Raw genomic sequence first — 22867 nt, forward strand, 5'->3', positions numbered from 1 at the left:
CGTAAGCCTGGAGCCTCAACTCCGGGGGCCACCAGCGGGTCGAGGTGTCTGGTGACCTTCCGGAGGGGTCGAGCTACCTCGACTCCCAGGTCGTCCGCTGGATCGAGGTATCTGGTGACGCGGCGTCGTAAGCCTGGAGCCTCAACTCCGGGGGCCACCAGCGGGTCGAGGTATCTGGTGACGGGCTCATCACCGCATACCTCGACCGCGCCGGAGCCTCCCGGGGTCGAGGTATCGAGGTCCCTCCGGAGGATCACGGCATACCTCGACCGATCCGGACTTCCTCGGAGTCGAGGTATCGGGGCCCCTCCGGAGGATCACCACATACCTCGACCGCGCCGGATCCTCCCGGAGTCGAGGTATCGCGGCACCGGGCGGCGCGTCACCGCATACCTCGAACCCGCTGGGCGCCCCGTCCGCTCAGGTCAGCGGCAGGAGCGCGTGGCAGGCCTCGACGTGGTGGAGCCGGATGTCGTCTCTGCGCCGCTGCTCCCAGGCGTCCCGGGTGAGTCGCCATCGGTTGAGCAGGGCGGGCTCACCCCGTCGCGTCGCCCACTCGGTCCCGTTCGGCTCGTAGCCGAGGTCTCGTGAGATCGCGTTGGAGCCGACGTTGTCCACGAAGGCGTCGCTGGCCGCCTCCCTCGCCCCGAGCCCCTCGAACGCGAGATGGAGGACCGCCTCGCGCATCTCGTGCCCGAGCCCGCGACCGCGGTGATCGGCGGAGAGCCACGAGAAGGTGGTGACCGTCCCGAGGGTGGAGAAGTCGACGCCGATGAGGGTCTGCTCTCCGACGGGGGTGCCGTCGACGACCACGACGAAGTAGAGCCGCCAGGCACCGGGCTCGACCCGGCCGCGTCCCCGCCAGATGCCCTGGAGCCACTTCGCGACGCGGAGGTCGGGGTCCGGCTCGTAGAGGGACATCGGGTCGTCGTACGGCGCCGGCTCGGCGTCGGTCTTGCCGGCCCGCACCGCCACCGCGAGCTCGTCGAGCAGCTCGTCCGTGGCGCTGCGGAGCTCCAGCCGCGGCGTCCCGATGCGCACCTCGAGAAGGGGATAGCTCCTCATGACGCCGTCATTCTGCCGCGACGGGCGCCCGGCCGCCCATCGGTTTTCGCCCACGGCGTCGCGGGCGGACGTCGGGCGACCGATCCGTCGGGGGCTGCGCCCGGGCAGCCGCGGAGAACCCCCCAGCCTCCGGGTGGGGTGTCGAGGGTGCCGGTGTGCAGGACGTGGTCGAGGAGCAGCGACAGCTTGACGTCGCTGTCCTGGCTCGCCTTCGACAGCATGAGCCTGGCGTCGTCGAGGCCGGTGCGGCGGGTGCCCATGAGGATGCCGAGGGCCACCCTGAGCGGGGCAGGGCAGCGCGTGTGGACCCGTGTCGATTCCTGGGGGTCCCTGATCTCTTGCCGGGAGCTGGTCCTCACGCCGCGGGAGCGACTCACCGCCGGCTGGGCCGGATACGCGGGTCATGATGCCGCGACGACCGCTCTACGCCCCGTAATCCGAGCGCACTCGGATCGGTGTGGGCGACAGTTGCGGTGGCGCGGTGGGAGGCGCCGGAGTAGGACTTCGAGTACGGCGACGCGACGACCCGGGACGTCGCGATGCCGAGTCCCGGCGGCTCCAACACCGTGGCCGCCGGGACGCGCGGGTTCAGGGCGCGCGGCCCCGCGTCGTCGTGAGATTGCACCCATCGAGCCGTCTCGCTACCGGGGCCGAGGGCCGGCGGGACTAGTCTTCGGTGCGGACCACCGCGGGCAGCTGGCCCGCGCCCACCGACCGATGAAGGACGGATGCCGCCGTGGATCTCTACGAGTACCAAGCCAGAGACGTCTTCGAGAAGCACGGGGTCCCCGTGCTCGCCGGAGCCGTCGCCGAGACACCCGCCGAGGCCAGGGCCGCTGCCGAGGCGATCGGTGCGAAGAGCGGCGGGGTCACCGTCGTCAAGGCCCAGGTCAAGACAGGTGGCCGCGGCAAGGCCGGCGGCGTGAAGGTCGCCAAGAGCCCCGAGGAGGCCGAGGAGCTCGCCGGCCAGATCCTCGGCATGGACATCAAGGGCCACACGGTCCACCGGGTGATGATCGCCCAGGGCGCCTCGATCGCCGAGGAGTACTACTTCTCCCTCCTCCTCGACCGCGCCAACCGCTCCTACCTCGCGATGTGCAGCAAGGAGGGCGGCATGGAGATCGAGCAGCTCGCCGTCGAGCGGCCCGAGGCGCTGGCCCGCATCGACGTCGACCCCAACACCGGCATCGACGCCACGAAGGCCCAGGAGATCGTCGACGCCGCCGGCTTCGACGCCGAGACGGCCGGCAAGATCGTTCCGGTCCTGCAGAGACTCTGGGACGTGTATGCCGGTGAGGACGCGACGCTCGTCGAGGTCAACCCCCTCGTCAAGACCGAGGGCGGCGACATCGTCGCCCTCGACGGCAAGGTGACCCTCGACGGCAACGCCGACTTCCGCCACCCGGACCACGCGGCATTCGAGGACACCGCCTCGACGGACCCCTTGGAGACCGCCGCCAAGGAGAAGGGGCTCAACTACGTCAAGCTCGACGGCAACGTCGGCATCATCGGCAACGGCGCCGGCCTCGTCATGTCGACCCTCGACGTCGTCGCCTACGCCGGTGAGGCGGTCGGCAGCAAGCCGGCGAACTTCCTCGACATCGGCGGCGGCGCGAGCGCCGAGGTGATGGCCAACGGGCTGCACATCATCCTCGGCGACCCACAGGTCAAGGCGGTGTTCGTCAACGTCTTCGGTGGCATCACCGCCTGTGACGCCGTCGCCGACGGCATCGTCGGCGCCCTCGAGGCGATCGGTGACGAGGCGACCAAGCCGCTCGTCGTCCGGCTCGACGGCAACAACGTCGACGAGGGCCGCCGGATCCTGCGCGAGTTCGCGCACCCGCTCGTGATCATCGAAGAGACCATGGACGGCGCCGCGGCCAAGGCCGCCGAGCTGGCCGCGAAGTAAGGGACGGGACGACACGACATGTCCATCTTTCTCGACAGCAACTCCAAGGTCATCGTCCAGGGCATGACCGGCTCGGAGGGCATGAAGCACACGACGCGCATGCTCGCCAGCGGCACCGACGTCGTCGGCGGCGTCAACCCCCGCAAGGCGGGGGAGGAGATCGGCTTCCCCACGGGGCAGCGGATCAAGGTCTTCGGCACGGTCGAGGAGGCGATGAAGGAGACCGGTGCCAACGTGTCCGTCGTCTTCGTGCCGCCGGCGTTCGCGAAGTCCGCCGTCATCGAGGCCATCGACGCCGAGATGCCGCTCGTCGTCGTCATCACCGAGGGCATCGCCGTCAGGGACACGGCCGAGTTCTACGCCTCCAGCAAGGACCGGCCGACCCGGATCATCGGGCCCAACTGCCCGGGCCTCATCAGCCCCGGCGCGTCGAACGCCGGAATCATCCCCGCCGACATCGCCGGGCCGGGTCGCATCGGCCTGGTCTCGAAGTCGGGCACCCTCACCTACCAGATGATGTACGAGCTGCGGGACTTCGGGTTCTCAACGGCCATCGGCATCGGGGGTGACCCCATCATCGGCACGACGCACATCGACGCGCTCGAGGCGTTCCAGGCCGACGACGAGACCGACGCCATCGTCATGATCGGCGAGATCGGTGGCGACGCGGAGGAGCGGGCCGCGGCATACATCCAGGACAACGTGACCAAGCCGGTCGTCGGCTACGTCGCCGGGTTCACCGCCCCCGAGGGCAAGACGATGGGCCACGCCGGCGCGATCGTGTCCGGCTCGTCGGGGACCGCCCAGGCCAAGAAGGAGGCCCTCGAGGCCGCCGGGGTCCGGGTCGGCAAGACGCCGAGCGAGACGGCCGGGCTCATGCGCCAGATCATGGAGGACCTCGCGAGCACCGTCATCTGACGGCATACCCCTCGAACCCCGGGCGGGGAGGACCGAGGGCCGCCACCGCGATCGCGGTGGCGGCCCTCCTTTGTCCCCTGCACCACATGTCTGCCGGCACATGGCGCCGTGCGGATCGACGGCGCCCCCTGTAGCACCGACCATCCGTGAATGAAGACGATGCAGCGGCCGGTTCGGTTGGCCTGCGCGTCGGAGAATTTCCGGGATCGCTCCGCAGACCGCACGCGACCTCGTCCCGGCGGACCCATGCGACGCGGTCGTCCGGCTCGGCAGCGGGTGGTCGCCGTGGCGGCGACGGCCCGGGCCGGACGCATCGGGCAGGACGGTCCTGGCGGGAATGATCCGGCGCGCCCGGGCGGTCCCGGACCGATGGCGGGAGGTCACGGCGCAGGGGCACGCGATCCGGGCCGATCGCGAGTCGACCGGCGTTGCGGGCCCGGAGGTCGGCCGTCCGTCGCCCAGACTGGAGCCCTCATGACGGCCATCGATCTCATCCGCAGCGCCCGAGCGACCCGCGCCGCCGGTGGCGACCCCGACGCCCCCGAACGTCCGCCGCTGACCCCCCGGACGGCGGCCCTCCGCGGGGCCGTCGCCGCAGCGGCCTCCGCCCTCGTCGTCGTCGGCGTCGTCGTCCTCGGCTGGGGCGCCTCGAGCCGCTCGACGGTGGGGCTCCTCCCGACGCTCGGCCTCGGCATCGACGGTTGGCTGCTGGCCCACGGCGGCCGGATCGCCGCCGGGCAGGCCCACGTGGCGCTCACCCCGCTCCTGCTGTGGGCGGGCATCGTCTCGCTCGTCGTGTATGCCGTTCGCCCCGTCCTGTCCTCGGAGGGCCGGGCCGCCGAGGACGAGCCCCGGTGGGCGATCCGCATCCGTCCGGTCGCCGCGTTCACCGGCGGGTATGCCGTCATCACCGCCCTGCTCGGCCTCCTCACCCTCGCCGCCCCGGCCCGGCCCGACCCGATCTCCGCCGCCGCGGTGCTCGGCACGGTCATCGTCGGGATCGTCGTGGCCGCCTGGCGGTCCTCTCCTGACGGCGCGGGGGTCCGCGGACTGCTCCCCGATCGCGTGAGCGTCCCGGGAACCGTGCGCCGAGCCGTCGCTCCGGCCCTGTGGGGCATCGGTGGCCTGCTCGTCGCCGGTGCGGTCGTCGTCCTCGGTGCCGTGGTGATCGCCTTCGGTGACGTGCGCCACGTCCAGGGCGAGCTCGGTGCGGGTGTCGTCGGGGGCACGCTCCTCGCGGTGGGCCAGCTGCTCTACCTGCCGAACCTCGCCCTCTGGGTCATCTCGTTCGCCGCGGGATCGGGCTTCCAGATCGTGGCCGGGGCGCCGACGACGTGGAGCGGTTCGCGGGCCGGCCTCATGCCGATGATCCCGGTCTTCGCGGCGTTGCCGTCGCCCGGCGGCTTCTCCGTCGTCATGGCGGTCGTCATTCTCATCCCGCTCGGAGCCGGTGTGCTCGTGGGGGTGCGGAGCCTGCGGACCGTCTCGCGTCTCTCCTCCCTGCGCACGAAGGCCGCCGTCGCCGCGACGGCAGCCGTTCTCACGGCGCTGACCCTCGGCGCCCTCGACGGGCTCGCCGGAGGCTCCCTCGGCGCGTACCGCCTCGCCGACCTCGGCGCACCCGCGCTCATGATGACCGGGCTGCTCGCGCTCGAGCTGCTCGTCGGAGCGCTCGGGACCGTCCTCTGGGACGTCTGGCGCCTCCACCGCCACTGATGCGTCGCTGCCGGGTTGAGGCCGCCCCGCGGTCGAGGTACGTGGTGACGCTCCGGTGGTGTCGTTGTACCTCCACTCCGAGGAGGATTGCCCGGGTCGAGGTATGTGGTGATGTCGACGAGCGGGCGCTGGTGTCGCGAATACCTCGACTCCGAGGGAGCCCCGGCGGTCGAGGTACGTGGTGACGCTCCGGTGGTGTCGTTGTACCTCCACTCCCAGGGGGTTGGCCGGGTCGAGATATGTGGTGATGTCGACGGCGAGCGCTGGTGTCGCGAATACCTCGACTCCGAGGGAAGCCCCCACGGTCGAGGTATGTGGTGACCGTCCGGTGGTGTCGTTGTACCTCCACTCCGAGGGGGACTGGCCGGGTCGAGGTATGTGGAGGTGTCGACGGGCGGGCGCTGGTGTCGCGGATACCTCGACTCCGAGGGGGCCCCGGCGGTCGAGGTATGTGGTGACCTTCCGGTGGGACCTCGATACCTCGACTCCGAGGGGGTTGGCCGGGTCGAGGTATGTGGTGATGTCGACGGGCGGGGCGCTGGTGTCGCGGATACCTCGACTCCGAGGGGGACTGGCCGGGTCGAGGTATCTGGTGACGCCGACGGGCGGGCGCTGGTGCCGCGGATACCTCGACTCCGAGGGGGCCCCTGCGGTCGAGGTATGTGCTGACGCTCCGGCGGTGTCGTTATACCTCGACTCCGAGGGAAGCCCCGGCGGTCGAGGTATGTGCTAACGCTCCGGCGGTGTCGTTATACCTCGACTCCGAGGGAAGCCCCCGCGCTCGAGGTATGTGGTGACCTTCCGGTGGGGTCTCGATACCTCCACTCCCAGGGGGATTGGCCGGGTAGATGTATCCAGTGCGCGGTGCGCGTGGTCGGGACCGCATCGGTATCGTTGCCGACCGTGTCGACGACCCCGCCCCACGAGCCGGTTCCGGTCGTCGTCCTCGTCTCGGGCACCGGCTCCCTCCTGCAGGCCATCCTCGACGCGAGCCAGGACCCGGCATACGGCGTGCGGGTCGTGGCGGTCGGGGCTGACCGGGCAGGAACCCTCGGTGTCGAGCGGGCGGAGGCAGCCGGCATACCGACCTTCGTGTGCCAGGTCGCGGATCATGCGACCCGCGAGGAGTGGGACGCCGCGCTCGCCGAGGCGGTCACGGCATACGAACCGCAGCTTGTCGTGTCGGCGGGGTTCCTCAAGCTCGTCGGCCCGGCGTTCCTCGCGCGCTTCGGCGGCCGCTACCTCAACAGCCACAACGCGCTTCTGCCGTCCTTCCCCGGGATCCACGGGCCGGCCGACGCCCTCGCCTATGGCGTCAAGGTGGCCGGCGCGACCCTCTTCGTCGTCGACGAGGGAGTCGACACCGGCGCGATCGTCGCCCAGGTCGCCGTGCCGGTGCTCGACGACGACACCGTCGAGACACTCACGGAACGGATCAAGGCGGCCGAGCGCCCGCAACTCGTCGAGATGCTCGGCCGGATGGCGCGCGAGGGGTATGCCGTCGAAGGGCGGCGAGTGACGATCGGCACCTGGCGATCAAGTGGGTGACCATCGCCCCAGCGCGGCGAGTCCAGCTCTGAGCCCAGGAGTCGAACACGTCGAAGAGCGTCCAGCGAGGATCGGCTGATCGCCGCTCTGGGCGAGACCATGGTCGGCATTCCTGGTCGTCGAGGGATAAAGCGATCGCGAGGAGGGCGACGAGGACGAGGGGCAGGACCCGCGCCGTGGGGACATGCTGCCCCTCCGGCATCCCCGAGCGTCCCGGACGCCGAACGAGCGCCAAGTGAGCCCGGCACGTCTCTGTGCCGACCGAGCGATAGGCTCGCGCAGATCCCGCGAGACGGCGAGAGGATCGCGACGGGTGGGGATGGTCGGACACGAGGAGGCGGTGGCCCACGTGGTCGCGGCGTCTCGGGCACCGACACCCGCCGCAACGGAGCCGCTCGTGAACCTCGTTCCGCACCGGTCGTCGCCGAGGACTCCGGACGGCACGGCGGACGAGGTGCGGACGGGCGCGGAGGCAGCAGAATGTTCACGTTCATCTAGACTTCCCGTGACAAGGGCAGGAGAGGCCTCCTGATGGGTCGCACGAAGGACGAGCGCCGGGCTCCCGGGATGCACGACGTCGCGCGGCGTGCGGGCGTCTCGCACCAGACGGTGTCACGCGTCGTCAACGAGATGCCCAACGTGCGTCCTGCCACCCGCGCGCGCGTGCTGCAGGCCATCGCCGACCTCGGATACCGCCCCAACTCGGCGGCGCGCGCCCTCGTGACCCGGCGTTCGGGGACCATCGGCGTCGTGACGAGCGGGTCGATGCTCTGGGGCCCGAGCAGCGCCCTCCTCGGCGTCGAGCGCGCCGCCCGGGAGGCGGGCTACTTCGTGAGTCTCGCCAGCCTCGGGTCGGACCCCGCCCAGGTCGGCTCGACGCTGGCCCACTTCCACGAGCAGGCCGTGGAGGGTGTCATCGTCATCGCGCCGGAGGCCTCGCTGCAGCACGTCGCGGACCCGCTGCTCACCGAGGTCCCCGTCGTCATGATCGGCGCCCCGCCGGCTCCGGACTCGGCCGTGCGAACCACCTCGGTCGACCAGGAGATGGGTGGCCGCCGTGCCACGCGGTATCTGATCGGGTTGGGACACAAGCAGATCCACCACGTCTCCGGACCGCTGGAGTGGTTCGACGCCAGCCTTCGCGTCGCCGGGTGGCGCGCCGAGCTGGCAGCGGCGGGGCTGCCCGACGGCACGCTCCTCGTCGGCGACTGGACGGCGCGCAGCGGGTATGCCGCGGGTGTGCGGATCCGCGAGCTCATCCACGGCCGCAGCCCCCAGGCGCCGACGGCGGTCTTCGCGGCGAACGACCTCATGGCACTCGGCGTCATCCACGCGCTGGCCGAGGCAGGCCTCTCGGTGCCGCGCGACGTCTCGGTCGTCGGCTTCGACGACATCCCCGGTGCCGACTACTTCACCCCCGGCCTGACGACGGTGCGCCAGGACTTCGAGGAGCTCGGTCGACGCTGCATAGAGATCCTCCTCGAGGCGCTCCGCGGGGAGCCGTCGATCGTCGCGCCCATCGCGCCTCAGCTCATCGAACGGGCGAGCGCCGCGTCCCCTCGAGACTGACGCAGGCGGCCCGCACGCCTCACGGAGTCGAGGCATCTCGACACCGTGGGAAGCGGGCGCCACGTCTCCAGATACCTCGACCGCAGGGGGCTCCTCGGAGTGGAGGTATCTCGACACCTCCGGGACGTCACGAGGTACCTCGACCGCAGGGGGACTCCTCGGAGTGGAGGTACGTGGTGACGCTCCCGTGGGGTCGGCATACCTCGATCGCGGGGATGCTCGGTTGGGTCGAGTCATCGGATACCTCGACCGCTGCGGGGCACTCGGAGTGGAGGTATCTCGGCATCGTCGGAGCGCCACGAGATACCTCCATCGTTGCGGGGCCGCTGGGAGTCGAGGTAACCAACACCTCCGGGACGTCACGAGGTACCTCGACCGCGGGGGGACTCCTTGGAGTGGAGGTACTTGGTGACGCTCCCGTGGGGTCGGCATACCTCGATCGCAGGGATGCTCGGTTGGGTCGAATCATCGGATACCTCAACCGCTGCGGGGCCCTCGGAGTGGAGGTATCTCGACACCTCCGGGACGTCACGAGGTACCTCGACCGCAGGGGGCTCCTGGGAGTGGAGGTAACCAAACACCACCGGGACGTCACGAGATACCTCGACCGCCGCGGGACCCCTCGAGTGGAGGTATCTCAAGCCCACCGGAGCGCCACGAGATACCTCCACCGCAGGGGGCTCCTGGGAGTGGAGGTATCTCGACACCGCGGGACACGGGCGCCACGTCTCCAGATACCTCCATCGCTGCGGGGCCGCTGGCAGTCGAGGTAACCAAACACCTCCGGGGCGTCGCGAGATACCTCGACCGCTGCGGGCTCCTGGGGAGTGGAGGTAACTCGACACCACCGGAACGTCACGGCATACCTCGACCGCCCTACGGCACCGGCCGGGCACGCCGGCGGGCATGGCCAGAGCGACGCGGCGAGGGACATCCCTTATGAACGTTCACAGAACTTCCCAGAAACCCTTGACAAACGAGAATGTTAACGTTCACACTCTTCCTCAAGCCCAAGGCGCCACGCCCCGGGCCGGCACGGACCGACGACGCGAAGTGAGGCACCGATGAGGGTGGGACCGGACGAGGCACTGGCGATCGGCGTCGACTTCGGCACCCTCTCCGGCCGTGCCGTCGTGGTGCGGATCAGCGATGGCGCCGAACTCGGCACGGGCGTCCACGCGTACCGGCACGGGGTCGTCGACCGCCGCCTCCCGGGCAGCGAGGTCCGGCTCGGACCCGACGTCGCGCTCCAGGTGCCGGCCGACTATGTCGAGGTCCTGAGGACCGCCGTCCCCGAGGCGCTGCGGGCGGCCGGCGCGGACCCGGGGGACGTCGTGGCCGTGGGCACCGACTTCACGGCCTGCACGATGGTCCCCGTCACCGACGACGGCACCCCGCTCTGCGAGCTGTCGAGGTTCACGGACCGCCCGCACGCCTACGCCAAGCTGTGGAGGCACCACGCGGCCCAGGCCCAGGCCGACCGGATCAACGATCTCGCGCGGCAGCGCCGGGAGCCCTGGCTCGGACGCTACGGCGGCCTCATCTCCTCCGAGTGGGAGTTCGCGAAGGCCCTCGAGATCCTCGAGGAGGACCCCGAGGTGTATGCCGCGATCGGCCACTGGGTGGAGGCGGCCGACTGGATCGTCTGGCAGCTCACCGGACGGTACGTGCGCAACGCCTGCTCCGCGGGCTACAAGGGCATCCTGCAGGACGGCCGCTACCCGTCCCGAGACTTCCTCGCCACGCTCGACCCGCGGTTCGCCGGCTTCGTCGAGGACAAGCTCGCGGCGGACATCGGGCAGCTCGGCGCGCGCGCCGGCGGGCTCACCGAGGAAGCGGCGGCGTGGACGGGACTGCGCCCCGGCATCGCCGTCGCCGTCGGCAACGTCGACGCCCATGTCACCGTCCCCGCCGCCGACGCCGTCGAGCCCGGACGGCTCGTCGCGATCATGGGCACCTCGACGTGCCACGTCCTCAACGGCACGGTCCTGCGCGAGGTCCCCGGCATGTGCGGCGTCGTCGAGGGCGGCATCACGCCCGGCCTGTTCGGCTACGAGGCCGGGCAGAGCGGTGTCGGCGACGTCTTCGGCTGGTGGGTCGACACCGCCGTCCCCGCCTCCTACCAGGAGGCGGCGGCAGGGCGCGGCCTCGACGTCCACGCCCACCTCACCGAGCTCGCGGCGGCCCAGCCGGTCGGCGGCCACGGACTCCTCGCCCTCGACTGGGAGAGCGGCAACCGCTCTGTCCTCGTGGACCACGAGCTGTCCGGCCTGCTCGTCGGTCTCACCCTCTCGACCCGCCCCGAGGACGTCTACCGCGCGCTCATCGAGGCGACGGCATACGGCACCCGGACCATCGTCGAGGCGTTCCGGGGCGCCGGCGTCCCCGTCGAGGAGTTCGTCGTCGCCGGAGGCCTCGTGAAGAACGACCTCCTCATGCAGATCTACGCCGACGTCCTCGGTATGCCCCTCTCGGTCATCACGAGCCAGCAGGGGCCGGCCCTCGGGAGCGCGATCCACGCGGCCGTCGCCGCCGGCTGGCACGCCGACATCGTCGTGGCGGCCAAGGCGATGGGCGGACGACGCCGCGACCTCTACCGACCCGACCCGGCCCGGCAGGCGGCATACGACACCCTGTATGCCGAATACCGCTGGCTCCACGACCATTTCGGCCGCGGCGGCTCCGACGTCATGCACCGCCTCAAGGACGTCCAGCGCCGCGCGCTGGGGGTGGCGTCGTGACCGCGGTCCAGGACGTCGTGTCGACGATCCGGACGCTGCGCCGGGAGGTCGCCGAGCTGCACACCGAGCTGACCCGCAACCGCCTCGTCGTCTGGACGGCGGGGAACGTCTCGGCACGAGTGCCGGGCCGGGACCTGCTCGTCATCAAGCCCTCCGGCGTGCCCTACGACGGGCTGACCGAGGACCTCATGGTCGTCACGGACCTCGAGGGCGGACTCGTCGACGGGGAGCACCTGCCCTCGTCGGACACGGCCGCCCACGCCTACGTCTACCGGCACCTGCCGGAGGTCGGCGGGGTCGTCCACACCCACTCGACGTATGCCTGCGCCTGGGCGGCGCTCGGGCGCCCCGTCCCGTGCGTGCTCACGATGATGGCCGACGAGTTCGGCGGCGACATCCCGATCGGGCCGTTCGCCCGCATCGGCGACGACTCCATCGGTCGCGGCATCGTGGAAACGTTGCGGGACAGCCGATCCCGAGCGGTCATCATGCAGAACCACGGACCGTTCACCGTCGGCCGTGACGCTCGCGAGGCCGTCAAGGCGGCCGTCATGTGCGAGGACGTCGCGCGGACGACCTACCTCGCCATGCAGCTCGGCGATCCCATCCGCATCCCCGACGACGACATCCACGCGCTCTTCGACCGCTACCAGAACGTCTACGGCCAGCACTGACGGGCGCTGGCCCGCCCGACGACACGACCCGAAAGGACCCCGACCCATGGCGACCTCGGCACCCCTCGAATGCTGGTTCCTCACCGGCAGCCAGGAGATGTACGGCCCGGACACTCTCGCGCAGGTGGAGCTGCAGTCGAAGCAGATCGCCACCCAGCTCGACGACGGCCCGGAGGTCGACGTGCCGGTTGTGTGGAAGCCCGTCCTCACCGACGCGACGTCGATCCGCCGCGCGATGCTCGAGGCGAACGCCGACGACGCCTGCATCGGAGTCGTCATCTGGATGCACACCTTCTCCCCGGCGAAGATGTGGATCACCGGCCTCGACCTGCTCCGCAAGCCGCTCCTCCACCTGCACACGCAGGCGAACGTCGACCTCCCGTGGGCCGACATCGACATGGACTTCATGAACCTCAACCAGGCCGCTCACGGCGACCGGGAGGTCGCCCACATCGAGAGCCGGCTCGGCGTCCGCCGCAAGGTCGTCTCGGGACACGTGACGAGCCCCCGCGTCCGGTCGCGCGTCGCGGCGTGGCTGCGGGCGGCACGGGGAGCGCACGCGGTCCGGTCGCTCCGGGTGGCCCGCTTCGGCGACAACATGCGCAACGTCGCCGTCACCGAGGGCGACAAGGTCGAGGCCCAGCTCCGCCTCGGGACGTCCGTCAACACCTACGGCGTCAACGATCTCGTGGAGGTTGTGGAGCAGGTGGCCGAGCGCGAGATCGAGGACGTCGTCACCGCCTACCTCGACGACTACGCCGTCGCGGAGGAGCTGCTCCCGGGCGGAGGACGACACGCTGCGCTCCGGTATGCCGCGCGGGTCGAGGCCGGCCTCCGCGCCTTCCTCGAGGACGGCGGATTCGACGCGTTCACCTCCAACTTCGAGGATCTCGGCGGCCTGCGCCAGCTCCCGGGCATCGGGGTGCAGCGCCTGATGGCCGACGGCTACGGGTTCGGCGCGGAGGGCGACTGGAAGACGGCGATCCTCCTCCGCGCGACGAAGGTGATGGGGGAGCGGCGGCCCGGCGGGACCTCGTTCATGGAGGACTACACCTACGACCTCGGCGCCGACGTGCCGCTCATCCTCGGGGCGCACATGCTCGAGGTATGCCCGTCGGTCGCCGCCGAGCGACCCCGGGCGGAGATCCACCCCCTGACGATCGGCGGCCGGGAGGATCCCGTGCGGCTCGTCTTCGACGCGGCACCCGGACCCGGCATCACGGTGGGCCTCGCCGACATGGGCGAGCGTTTCCGCCTCGTGCTCAACGAGATCGACGTCGTCGCCGCGCCCCGCCCACTGCCCCGGCTGCCCGTCGCGCGCGCGGTCTGGGCGCCCCGCCCGTCGCTGGAGACCTCGACGGAGTGCTGGCTCCTCGCGGGCGGACCGCACCACACCGCGCTGTCGACGGCCGTCGGCGTCGAGGAGATCCGCGACTTCGCCGAGGTCCTCGGGATCGAGCTCGCCGAGATCGGCGCGGGGACGACGACGGAGCGGTTCCGCTCCGAGCTGCGCTGGACCCAGGCATACCACCGGCTCGCGGCCGGACTGTGACCCACCGACGATCGGCACCGAAGGAGAGTTGACGATGATGTTGACAGTCCCCACCGGCAAGGGTGGAACGACCTACGAGGCCCACAGCATCGACAAGGCCTTCTCCGTCCCCGTCCTGCGACGCGTGGACGTCGTCTTCCACCCCGGGGAGATCCACACGCTCGTCGGCGAGAACGGCGCGGGCAAGTCGACGCTGTTGAAGATCATGAGCGGCGTCTACGCCCCGGACGGAGGCCGACGGATCCTCGACGGCGAGGAGCTGGGCCACCTGACCCCCGCCGAGGCCCGGCGCCGCGGCATCTACCTCGTGCCCCAGGAACCCCGCCTCATGCCCGACCTGTCGGTCGCGGAGAACCTCTACCTCGGGGCGCTGCCCCGGGGGCGGTTCGGCCTCACGGTGGACTGGCGACGGGCCCGCGACACGACGAGCGGGCTGCTCGAGACGGTCGGGCTGTCGGTCGACCCGCGGATGCTGGCCGGCCGGCTGCCGCTCGCCCATCAGCAGCTCCTCGAGTGTGCCCGGGCCCTCGCCCAGGGATGCCGCGTCATCTTCTTCGACGAGCCGACCTCCCCGCTCACCGCGCACGAGGCCGACACGCTGTTCGCCCTCATGAGGGACCTGCGCGACCGAGGCCTGACCCTCGGCTTCATCAGCCATCGCTTCGACGAGGTCGAGGACCTGTCCGACCGGATCACGGTCCTGCGGGACGGCTCGGTCGTGGGCCGGCACGAGCGCGGCACGGTGTCGCGACCCGCGCTCATCGAGGAGATGGTCGGCCGCGCGCTGACCCTCACCCGGCGCACCCAGCGCGACACGTCACCCGGCGAGGTGGTCCTGTCCGTCGAGGAGCTCGTCAGCCCTCCGGAGGTCAACGGCATGTCGATCGACGTGCGGGCCGGGGAGATCGTCGGTCTCGCGGGGCTCGTCGGCAGCGGGCGGACCGAGCTCGCGGAGACCGTCTTCGGGCTCCGGCAGCCGACGGCCGGGCGGGTCACGGTCATGGGTCGCGACGTGACGACGGCCGGTCCGGACCGGTGTATCGCGGACGGCCTCGTCTACCTCGCGGAGGACCGCGGGCGCAACGGCATCTTCGCCGACGTCGATCTCGGCACGAACGCGACGTCCGCCGTCATCGGCCGGCTCCCCGGCCGGGTCGGCCTGCTCGACACCCAGGAGGAGGCTCGGATGGCGCAACGGATGCTCGTCAGGATGAACGTCAAGGCGGCGACGATGACGCAGCCCATCGCGTCGCTGTCCGGTGGCAACCAGCAGAAGGTCCTCTTCGCCCGGTGGGTCCTCGCCCATCCCCGGGTCGCGATCTTCGACGAACCCACCCGGGGAGTCGACGTCGGGGCGAAGGAGGGGATCTACCAGATCATCGAGGACCTCGCCGGCGAGGGCTTGGCGACCCTCGTCATCTCCTCCGAGCTCGAGGAGCTCGTCCGCCTCTGCGACCGCGTGTATGCCGTGTACGAGGGCCGGATCGTCGGCCAGCTGCGCGGGGACGCCATCACCGTCGACTCCGTCGGCGAGCTCGCGGTGGGTGCGGCATGACCATGTCCGTCACCGCATCCCGCCCCGTCGCCAGGCCCACGCAGAGCACCCGCCGGCCGATGACGACGGCTCTGGCCCGTCGCGAGGTCCAGATCGTCATCGCGATGCTGCTCATCGTCGGGGTGAGCACGCTCGCATACCCGGACTTCCTCTCCTCGCGGGTCATCGCGAACGTCTTCATCGCCGCCATGGTGACGACGTTCGTGTCCCTCGGGCAGACCTTCGTCATGCTGGCCCGCGGCATCGACCTCTCGGTGGCGCCGATCCTCGGACTCTCCGCGGTCGTCGTCGGCTTCGCGGCCCAGGACCACGGTCTCGGGCTGTGGCGCGGCCTCGTCCTCGGAGCCGTCGTCGGCATGGTCCTCGGGGTCGGCAACGCCGTGCTCGTCAGCTGGTTCAAGCTGCCGCCCATCATCGCGACGCTGGGGACCTTCAGCGTCTACGGCGGGCTCCAGTTCGTCGTCACGGGCGGACAGCAGGTCGACCAGATCCCCGGCCAGTACACGCAGTACGGCATCGCGACCCACACGATCGTCCCCGGGGTCCCGGTCATCCTCCTCGCCGGCCTCGCCGCGACCGCGCTCGTCTCCTGGGTGCTGCGCTCCACCGTCTTCGGGCGCAACGTCTACGCGACCGGCGACGACGGGGAGGCCGCCTTCCGGGCCGGCATCCCGGTGCGGCGCATCACCTTCCTCGCCTACGTCCTCTGCGGTCTGTTCGCCGGCATCGCGGGGGTCGTCTACCTCACCCGCACCGGGTCGGCGGACTCCCTCACGGGAACCCAGACCAACGAGAACCTCAACGCCATCGCGGCGGCCCTCATCGGGGGCACGGCCCTGACCGGCGGGCGAGGGACCGCCGTCGGCTCGTTCCTCGGCAGCGTCTTCCTCTCGCTGACGCTGTCGGCCATGGGCATCGCGTTCGGCGTCCCCAACGAGTGGCAGCCGGCCGGGATCGGCGTCCTCATCCTCCTCGCCGTCGTCGCCGATCCCCGGGCCCGGCGCGGACATGCCCTGACCACCCTGCGTATGCGACTTCGGAGGTCCGCACGATGACCGCCATCAGCCTCGGACAGCGTCGCCGGCTCCCCGCCTGGGGTGCCATCCTCGGCGCCCTGCTCGTCCTCGAGCTCGGCTACTTCTCGGTGACCAACCGCAACTTCTTCGGCGGCGGCACGGGGATGCTCACCCAGATCGAGCTGTTCATCCCCACCGGCATCCTCGCGATGGGCCTGGCCCTCGTCATCCTCACCGGGAACATCGACCTGTCCGCCGGCGCCATCGCGAGCCTGTCGTCGGTCGTCGTCGGAACTCAGCTGGAGAGCGGGACCGTCATCGGGGCGATCGTCGTCGCCCTCGTCGTGAGCACCGTCATCGGACTCGTCAACGGCCTCATCGTCGCCCACCTCGGCATCGACTCCCTCCTCGTGACGCTGGCCACGCAGTTCATCGCCTCGAGCCTCGCGGTGTCCCTCGCCGGGGACAACCCGCCGCAGGACTTCGCCAGCCTGTTCCTCACCCTCGGGAGAGGCACGGTCGCGGGGGTTCCGGTCGCCCTGCTCATCTTCGCCGTCGTCGCGGCGGTCGTCGCGCTCCTCGTCGGACGGTCGCGGTTCGGCCGCCGGCTCGTCCTCATCGGACACAACGCCGAGGCCGCCCGCTACAGCGGGATCCGGGTCGCGCGAACGACGGTGGGGGTGTTCACCGTGAGTGGTCTCATCGCAGGGATCGCCGGGATCGTTCTCGCCGCCTACTTCAACGCGGGCCGCTCGGACTCCGGGATGGCCCTCCTCCTGCCGGCCATCACCTGCGTCGTCCTCGGTGGCGTGGACATCTTCGGCGGCAAGGGCAGAGTCGGCGAGGTCGTCGTCGCCGTCCTCCTCCTCGGCTTCCTCACCCAGGGTCTGCTCAACTCGGGATTCAGCTCGCTCGCGACGACGATGGTCACCGGGCTGCTCCTCATCGTCGCCCTCGTCGTGAAGATCGCCTTCGAGGTCCGGTCCGACCCCTCCGTCCTCGCCTCGACGGCCGACCGGCTCCGCCGCCGCTTCGCCCCGCGACGACCGGCCGCCGACCACGGCTGACGGCCGCCTCCCACCCCCGGCGCACGACAGCGCCGCAGTCCTCGCCAGCAGCACCACCCGGTCCAGGCGACCTCTCACGCCCGGACGTCACCACGAAGGAGAACTCCCATGTCCCACCACCTCAACCGGGCCGGCGTCCTCGCCGTCGCCATGGCCGCCCTCGGCCTCGCCGCGGCGGGCTGCTCGTCGGGCAGTGCCGCGAGCACGACCACGTCGTCGTCCGCGTCCGGAGCCTCGGCCGCCTCGGCATCCTCGACGGCCGACTCGCCGGCCTGCGACGCGAGCGCGACGGGCGGCGGCGTGAAGATCGCCTCGGGCAAGCCGATCACCGTCGCCATCGTCCCCAAGCTGCTCGGCCTGCCGGTCTTCGAGGCCAACGTCAAGGGCGCCAAGCAGGTCGCCTCGTCGCTCAACGTCACGGTCGACTACACGGCGTCGGTCAAGGCGAGCGGTGCCGACCAGGCGCAGGTCATCCAGGGCCTCGTCAACAGCAACAACCCACCGGACGTCATCGCATACTCGGCCAACGACCCGACCTCCATCGTCCCCGCGCTCCAGGCCGCGAAGGCCAAGGGGATCAAGGTCATCGGCTTCGACTCCGACGTGACGGCCTCGGCGCGGTCGTACTTCATCCAGGACACGTCGTACGAGGCGATGGGCAAGGCGCTCATCGACGCCGTCGTCGCGAAGAACGGCAAGACCGGCAGCGTCGCGATCCTCTCCTCGACGAAGGACGCGACGGTCCAGAACGCGTGGATCGACGCGATGAAGAGCTACATGAGCTCGACCTATCCCGACCTCAAGCTCGCCGGCATCGCCTACGGCCAGTCCAACCAGGCGACGAGCCAGAGCCAGGCGACGAACCTCATCAACTCCCACCCCGACCTCAAGGCACTCATCCCCATCGACGGCGCCGCCGTGCCGGGCGCCCTCGCCGCAGTCAAGTCGCAGGGGCTCGTCGGGAAGCTGAGCGTCTTCGGGATCGGCGACCCCAACCCGAACCGGCAGTACTTCGCCGACGGCTCGCTCACCGGCCTGTTCCTCTGGGACGAGGTCAAGCAGGGCCAGCTCATCGCCTACGTCGCGCGCGGGGCCGCCGACGGCACGATGCCGGCGGCCGTGGGCACGTTCGTCGCAGGTGACATCGGCACGTGCACCGTCGGGAACTCGCCGGCCGCCAACACGATCATCTTCTCCAAGCCGCTGGAGTTCACGAAGGAGAACTACCTCAAGTACGACTTCTGATCCGACCGCCCTGCCGGGTGACGCCCCGTCCCCGAGCCGCATCGTCGGCCCGGGGACGGGCGTCCTTCCGCCGCGGGCGTGGCAGGGCAGGTGGGGCGGAGGGCGGTAAGGTGACCACGCAGGTCTCAGCGAGACCCGCGGCATACAGATCACGACTGGCGCGGGTGGGTCACCACCGGTGGGTCCTTGTGGGGAGCCACACACGCCAGTCGGAACCACACAGCAGATCACGACTGGCGCGGGTGGGTCACCACCGGGAAGTGACAGCGAGCGCATCGCCCGCCTGGGTGCGCTCACCGACACCGCAGGAGTGAACCCTCATGACGTCGATCCCCACCCCGCCCGACGGTCGCCGCCCGATCCGCCGCGCCCTCGTCTCCGTCTACGACAAGACCGGCCTGGAGGACCTCGTTCGCGGCCTCCACGATGCCGGTGTCGCCCTCGTCTCGACGGGCGGCTCGGCGCGGCTCATCGAGTCCCTCGGCATTCCGGTGACCGAGGTCGCCGACCTCACCGGCTTCCCCGAGTGTCTCCAGGGGCGCGTCAAGACGCTCCACCCGCGGGTCCACGCCGGGATCCTCGCGGACACGCGCAAGCCCGAGCACCTGGCGCAGCTCGAGGAGCTCGACGTGGAGCCGTTCGAGCTCGTCGTCGTCAACCTCTACCCGTTCCGGCAGACCGTGGCGAGCGGAGCGACGCCGGACGAGTGCATCGAGCAGATCGACATCGGCGGACCGTCGATGGTGCGGGCGGCCGCGAAGAACCACCCGAGCGTCGCCGTCGTCACCGATCCCGCGGCATACGGGTCGGTCCTCGAGGCCGTCACGGCGGGTGGGTTCACCCTCGAGGACCGCAAGCGGCTCGCGGCGGAGGCGTTCGTCCACACGGCGAGCTACGACGTCGCCGTCGCGAGCTGGATGGGCAACGCGTATGCCGACACCTCCGACGGGACCGGGTTCCCCGCGTGGACGGGGGCGACGTTCGAGCGGGCGGCCGTCCTGCGCTACGGCGAGAACCCGCACCAGCGGGCCGCGCTCTACCGGCACTGGCGGCCCGGCCTCGCCTCGGCCGAGCAGCTGCACGGCAAGGAGATGTCGTACAACAACTACATCGACGCCGACGCTGCCGTCCGGGCGGCCCACGACCACGGTGACCAGCCGACCGTCGCGATCATCAAGCACGCCAACCCGTGCGGGATCGCTGTCGGCGACACGATCGAGGAGGCGTATGCCGCCGCGCACGCCTGCGACCCGGTGTCGGCATACGGGGGGATCGTCGCGGCGAACCGCCCGGTGACGGCGGCCATGGCGACGGCCCTCAACGAGACGTTCTCCGAGGTCGTCGTCGCGCCGGACTACGACGAGGACGCGCTGGCGATCCTCAAGGAGAAGAAGAACCGCCGGCTGCTCCTCCTGCCCGAGGCGGATGTCGCGGCGGCCGACCCGATCGAGATGCGGCCGGTGTCGGGCGGACTGCTCATCCAGACGCGGGACCGGATCGACGCCGTCGTCGAGGGCGCTGACCGTGCGGCTGGCGCGACCGGGTCGGCTGGCTCGACCAACCCGTCCGGCTCGGCCAACCCGTCCGGCTCGACCAACCCGGCTGGCTCGGCCAACCCGGCTGGCGCGGTCGGCTCGGATGGCGCGGCCGACTCGACCAACCCGGCCCGCTCGGTGGGCTCGGATGGCGCGGCCGACTCGACTAACCCGGCTGACTCGACCAACCCGGCCCGCTCGACCAACTCGGTGGGCTCGGCGGGTGGGGACGACCCGTCGCTGTGGCGGCTCGTCGCGGGGGCCGCCGCCGACGAGGCGACGCTCGCCGACCTCGACTTCGCGTGGCGGTCGGTGCGCGCCGTGAAGTCCAACGCGATCCTCCTCGCCGCCGGGCGGGCGTCGGTCGGGATCGGGATGGGTCAGGTCAACCGCGTCGACTCGTGCCGGCTTGCGGTCGACCGCGCAGGCGAGGAGCGCGTCCGTGGTTCGGTCGCGGCGTCGGACGCGTTCTTCCCGTTCGCCGACGGGCTCCAGATCCTCCTCGACGCCGGGGTACGCGCCGTCGTCGCCCCCGGCGGGTCGATCCGCGACGACGAGGTCATCGCGGCTGCCGAGGCGGCGGGCGTGACGATGTACTTCGCCGGGACCCGTCACTTCGCGCACTGACCCCGCCCCGCCTCGCCGTCCCCCGCCGGACTGCCCCGGCGAACCCTGTTTCGGCAGGTGTGGGCTTTCCGTGGTCGCGACGGTCCTGCACCCACGACAACCCCGCACGTGCCGAGAAGATGCTGCCGAGCGAGTCCCGCAACGACATCTTCTCGGCACGTGCGGATCGAGCGCTCTGAGCGCGGCGCGGCGGTCATCCCACGTATGCCGCCGGTCGGGGACGATGTCGACGCCTTGTGGGGAAGCTGACCAGAGCCAGGGCTCCAACCAGCTTCCCCACAAGGACTCCTCAACCGTCCACGGCCGACTCGACCACGACAACCCCGCACGTGCCGGGGGTCCGGCCTGACAGATGCGGGCTCTCCGGGGCCGATGTGGATCCGACCCCGCCTCCGCCTGGGTCCCACCCCTCCACGGTTCTGCACGTACCGAGTTTCCGTGGTTCCGCACGTGCCGAGTTGTTGTCGCCTCATCTTGAGGAGCACGACATCAACTCGGCACGTGCGAAGGAGACCGCCGCACGTGCCGACCTGATGTCGTCGCCGAGGCGGTTCGACGACAACAACTCGGCACGTGCGAGAAGGGGCACAACAACTCGGCACGTGCGAGGAGGGGCGGGGGGGAGAGAGGCCACGTGCGAGGAGGGGCGGGGCAGAGAGGCCACGTGCGCGGAGGGGCCGGGCACGAGGACGCGGGAAAGGGCTCAGGCGCCGAGGAGGGCGAGCCAGGTGCCCAGAGCGAGGAAGGGGCCGAAGGCGATCGCCGTCCTGCGGGTCGCTCGCCGGGTGACGACCAGGGCGGTGGCCCAGACCGAGGCGGCGAGGAAGGCGAGGCATACCCCTCCGAAAAGCACCACCCAGCCGAACCAGCCGAGGAGGACGCCGAGCCCGAACGACAGCTTGACGTCGCCGAGACCCAGCCCGCCCGAACCGGGCGAGGCGAGCAGCAGGACGAGGAGGATGCCGGCGAGGGCCGTGCCGGAGAGGACGGCCCGGACCGCCGCGGACCAGTCGCCGGTCGCCGCCGACGCCACGGCGACGACGAGGACGGCGAGCCCGGCCAGGGGCAGCGTGAGCCGGTCCGGCAGCCGGTGGACGTCGCGGTCCACGGCGGCGAGGGCGGTCAACGGGACGAGCGGCACCGCATACGCGACGGCGACGACGACCGGCCAGTGCTCCGACAGTCCGTCGACGAGGAGGGCCGCAGCCAGGGGGAGTGCGACGAGGACCCACTCGTGACGCCTCCGGCGCCGGCCGATGTCCTCGGCCCGCCGGTAGGCGCGGAGGTTCAGGCGACGCCAGAGGAGGTATGCCGGAAGGCACGCGAGGACGAGCGTCACCAGCCCGGCGGTCATCTCGCCTCCCTCTCCGATCCGTCGGGCGAGCCTACCGGGGTCGCCGCCCGCCCGTCGTCACGAGGCGCCAGACCTGTGGACGAGCAGGGGCCGCCAGGACCCGCCCCTCAGGAGTAGAGCGGCCGGTCGGGGTCCTCGGGGTCGGCGGACCCGACGACCGGCGGGTCGAAGTCCCCGATCGTGTGATGCGGCCCGTGGAGCACCGTTCCGTCCCCGCGGGTGATGGAGATGTCGCGACCGTTGGCGCGGATGAGCTGCTCCGCGAGCCGCTCGGCCTCGATCGGGGGGATCGGGTAGCCGTGGGCCGCGAGGATGTCGCTCAGCTGCCTGGTCACCTCGACCGTCGATCCGCCCTTGGCCTGGGCCGCGAGGTTCACCAGGGTCGTGACGTAGTCCCCGAGCCGCTCCTCCCCGATCGACTCGATGAAGCGGTCGTTGAGAACGAGGGTGGTGGCGGGCATCTCGACGGCATCACGGTGAGGTTCGGTGTCTGGGGCCATGCTTCGACCATATGCCGACCGCCGCGCCCCGTCACGGCGACAGGGCCACCGGGTCCCCACCGACGAGCCCACGGGTGAGGCGCCGGGCGAAGATCCTCCGGCCTCCGGGGGGCGGGGGCGGAGGATCGGCACCCGACCACGGGTCTTTACGCGGACCGGCCCCGTGTGGAACGGTGCGAACCATGACCCGTATGCATCGTGTCCCCCTCACGCTCGCCGCGGCCACCGCCCTGGCCACGGGGCTCCTCGTCGCGCCCGCCACGGCCGCGACGGTCC

The 22867-nt window shown here is 71.2% G+C and carries 18 protein-coding genes and 1 riboswitch; of the genes, 13 read left to right on the forward strand and 5 right to left on the reverse strand.

All coding sequences use genetic code 11. The features are described from left to right. The 3 genes from BN12_RS26310 to BN12_RS18945 form a co-directional block, all read right to left on the reverse strand. Positions 1-257: hypothetical protein (locus tag BN12_RS26310; RefSeq protein ID WP_235432468.1), on the reverse strand; the 257-nt coding region annotated here is incomplete at its 3' end. A gap of 163 nt (positions 258-420) precedes the next feature. After that, positions 421-1065, reverse strand: a complete 645-nt coding sequence (locus tag BN12_RS18940; RefSeq protein ID WP_048554942.1) for a GNAT family N-acetyltransferase — start codon at positions 1063-1065, stop codon at positions 421-423. Further along, a complete protein-coding gene (locus tag BN12_RS18945) occupies positions 1062-1343 on the reverse strand; it encodes a hypothetical protein (RefSeq protein ID WP_048554944.1) in 282 nt (93 codons plus the stop codon). Before BN12_RS18945 ends, BN12_RS18940 begins: the two co-directional genes overlap by 4 nt. Before the next feature lie 458 nt (positions 1344-1801). Between BN12_RS18945 and sucC the strand changes: the two genes are divergently transcribed. The 13 genes from sucC to purH all read left to right on the forward strand — a co-directional run bounded on the left by sucC (position 1802) and on the right by purH (position 20737). Next, positions 1802-2974, forward strand: a complete 1173-nt coding sequence (gene sucC, locus BN12_RS18950) for an ADP-forming succinate--CoA ligase subunit beta (protein ID WP_048554946.1) — start codon at positions 1802-1804, stop codon at positions 2972-2974. A gap of 18 nt (positions 2975-2992) precedes the next feature. Then, positions 2993-3892, forward strand: coding sequence for a succinate--CoA ligase subunit alpha (gene sucD / locus BN12_RS18955; protein ID WP_048554948.1), 900 nt, complete (start codon positions 2993-2995; stop codon positions 3890-3892). A gap of 474 nt (positions 3893-4366) precedes the next feature. Continuing rightward, entirely contained in the window at positions 4367-5608 is a 1242-nt protein-coding gene (locus tag BN12_RS18960) for a cell division protein PerM (protein ID WP_048554951.1), read from the forward strand. 903 nt (positions 5609-6511) lie between these two features. Continuing rightward, positions 6512-7156, forward strand: coding sequence for a phosphoribosylglycinamide formyltransferase (gene purN / locus BN12_RS18965; RefSeq protein ID WP_048554953.1), 645 nt, complete (start codon positions 6512-6514; stop codon positions 7154-7156). Between the two features lie 531 nt (positions 7157-7687). Beyond that, complete coding sequence (locus tag BN12_RS18970) at positions 7688-8725, forward strand: LacI family DNA-binding transcriptional regulator (RefSeq protein ID WP_048554955.1); 1038 nt, start codon at positions 7688-7690, stop codon at positions 8723-8725. A 1064-nt stretch (positions 8726-9789) separates the two neighbouring features. Further along, entirely contained in the window at positions 9790-11466 is a 1677-nt protein-coding gene (gene araB, locus BN12_RS18975; protein ID WP_048554956.1) for a ribulokinase, read from the forward strand. Further along, positions 11463-12140, forward strand: coding sequence for an L-ribulose-5-phosphate 4-epimerase (locus BN12_RS18980; RefSeq protein WP_048554958.1), 678 nt, complete (start codon positions 11463-11465; stop codon positions 12138-12140). Before araB ends, BN12_RS18980 begins: the two co-directional genes overlap by 4 nt. A gap of 46 nt (positions 12141-12186) precedes the next feature. Then, the gene (araA, locus tag BN12_RS18985; RefSeq protein WP_048554960.1) at positions 12187-13692 is read left to right on the forward strand and encodes an L-arabinose isomerase; all 1506 of its coding nucleotides are present in this window, start codon (positions 12187-12189) and stop codon (positions 13690-13692) included. A gap of 34 nt (positions 13693-13726) precedes the next feature. Beyond that, positions 13727-15247: a sugar ABC transporter ATP-binding protein gene (locus BN12_RS18990; RefSeq protein WP_048554962.1), complete on the forward strand. Its 1521-nt coding sequence runs from the start codon at positions 13727-13729 to the stop codon at positions 15245-15247. After that, positions 15244-16302 carry an ABC transporter permease gene (locus tag BN12_RS18995; RefSeq protein ID WP_048554964.1) on the forward strand — a complete coding sequence of 353 codons (1059 nt, stop codon included), beginning with the start codon at positions 15244-15246 and terminating at the stop codon, positions 16300-16302. The genes BN12_RS18990 and BN12_RS18995 overlap by 4 nt, the downstream gene beginning before the upstream one ends. Next, complete coding sequence (locus tag BN12_RS19000; protein WP_048554966.1) at positions 16299-17330, forward strand: ABC transporter permease; 1032 nt, start codon at positions 16299-16301, stop codon at positions 17328-17330. The genes BN12_RS18995 and BN12_RS19000 overlap by 4 nt, the downstream gene beginning before the upstream one ends. A gap of 108 nt (positions 17331-17438) precedes the next feature. After that, entirely contained in the window at positions 17439-18575 is a 1137-nt protein-coding gene (locus BN12_RS19005; protein WP_048554969.1) for a substrate-binding domain-containing protein, read from the forward strand. Between the two features lie 219 nt (positions 18576-18794). Further along, a riboswitch (ZMP/ZTP riboswitch) is annotated at positions 18795-18871 on the forward strand. Positions 18872-18895: 24 nt separating this feature from the next. After that, positions 18896-20737, forward strand: a complete 1842-nt coding sequence (gene purH / locus BN12_RS19010; RefSeq protein ID WP_048554972.1) for a bifunctional phosphoribosylaminoimidazolecarboxamide formyltransferase/IMP cyclohydrolase — start codon at positions 18896-18898, stop codon at positions 20735-20737. A 703-nt stretch (positions 20738-21440) separates the two neighbouring features. Here purH and BN12_RS23480 read toward each other — a convergent pair. Both BN12_RS23480 and BN12_RS19020 read right to left on the reverse strand, forming a co-directional pair. After that, a complete protein-coding gene (locus BN12_RS23480) occupies positions 21441-22091 on the reverse strand; it encodes a prepilin peptidase (protein ID WP_053080100.1) in 651 nt (216 codons plus the stop codon). A gap of 107 nt (positions 22092-22198) precedes the next feature. Further along, positions 22199-22591 carry a hypothetical protein gene (locus BN12_RS19020; protein WP_048554974.1) on the reverse strand — a complete coding sequence of 131 codons (393 nt, stop codon included), beginning with the start codon at positions 22589-22591 and terminating at the stop codon, positions 22199-22201. Between the last annotated feature and the right edge of the window lie 276 nt (positions 22592-22867).

The organism is Nostocoides japonicum T1-X7 (assembly GCF_001046855.1).
Lineage (GTDB): Bacteria > Actinomycetota > Actinomycetes > Actinomycetales > Dermatophilaceae > Nostocoides > Nostocoides japonicum.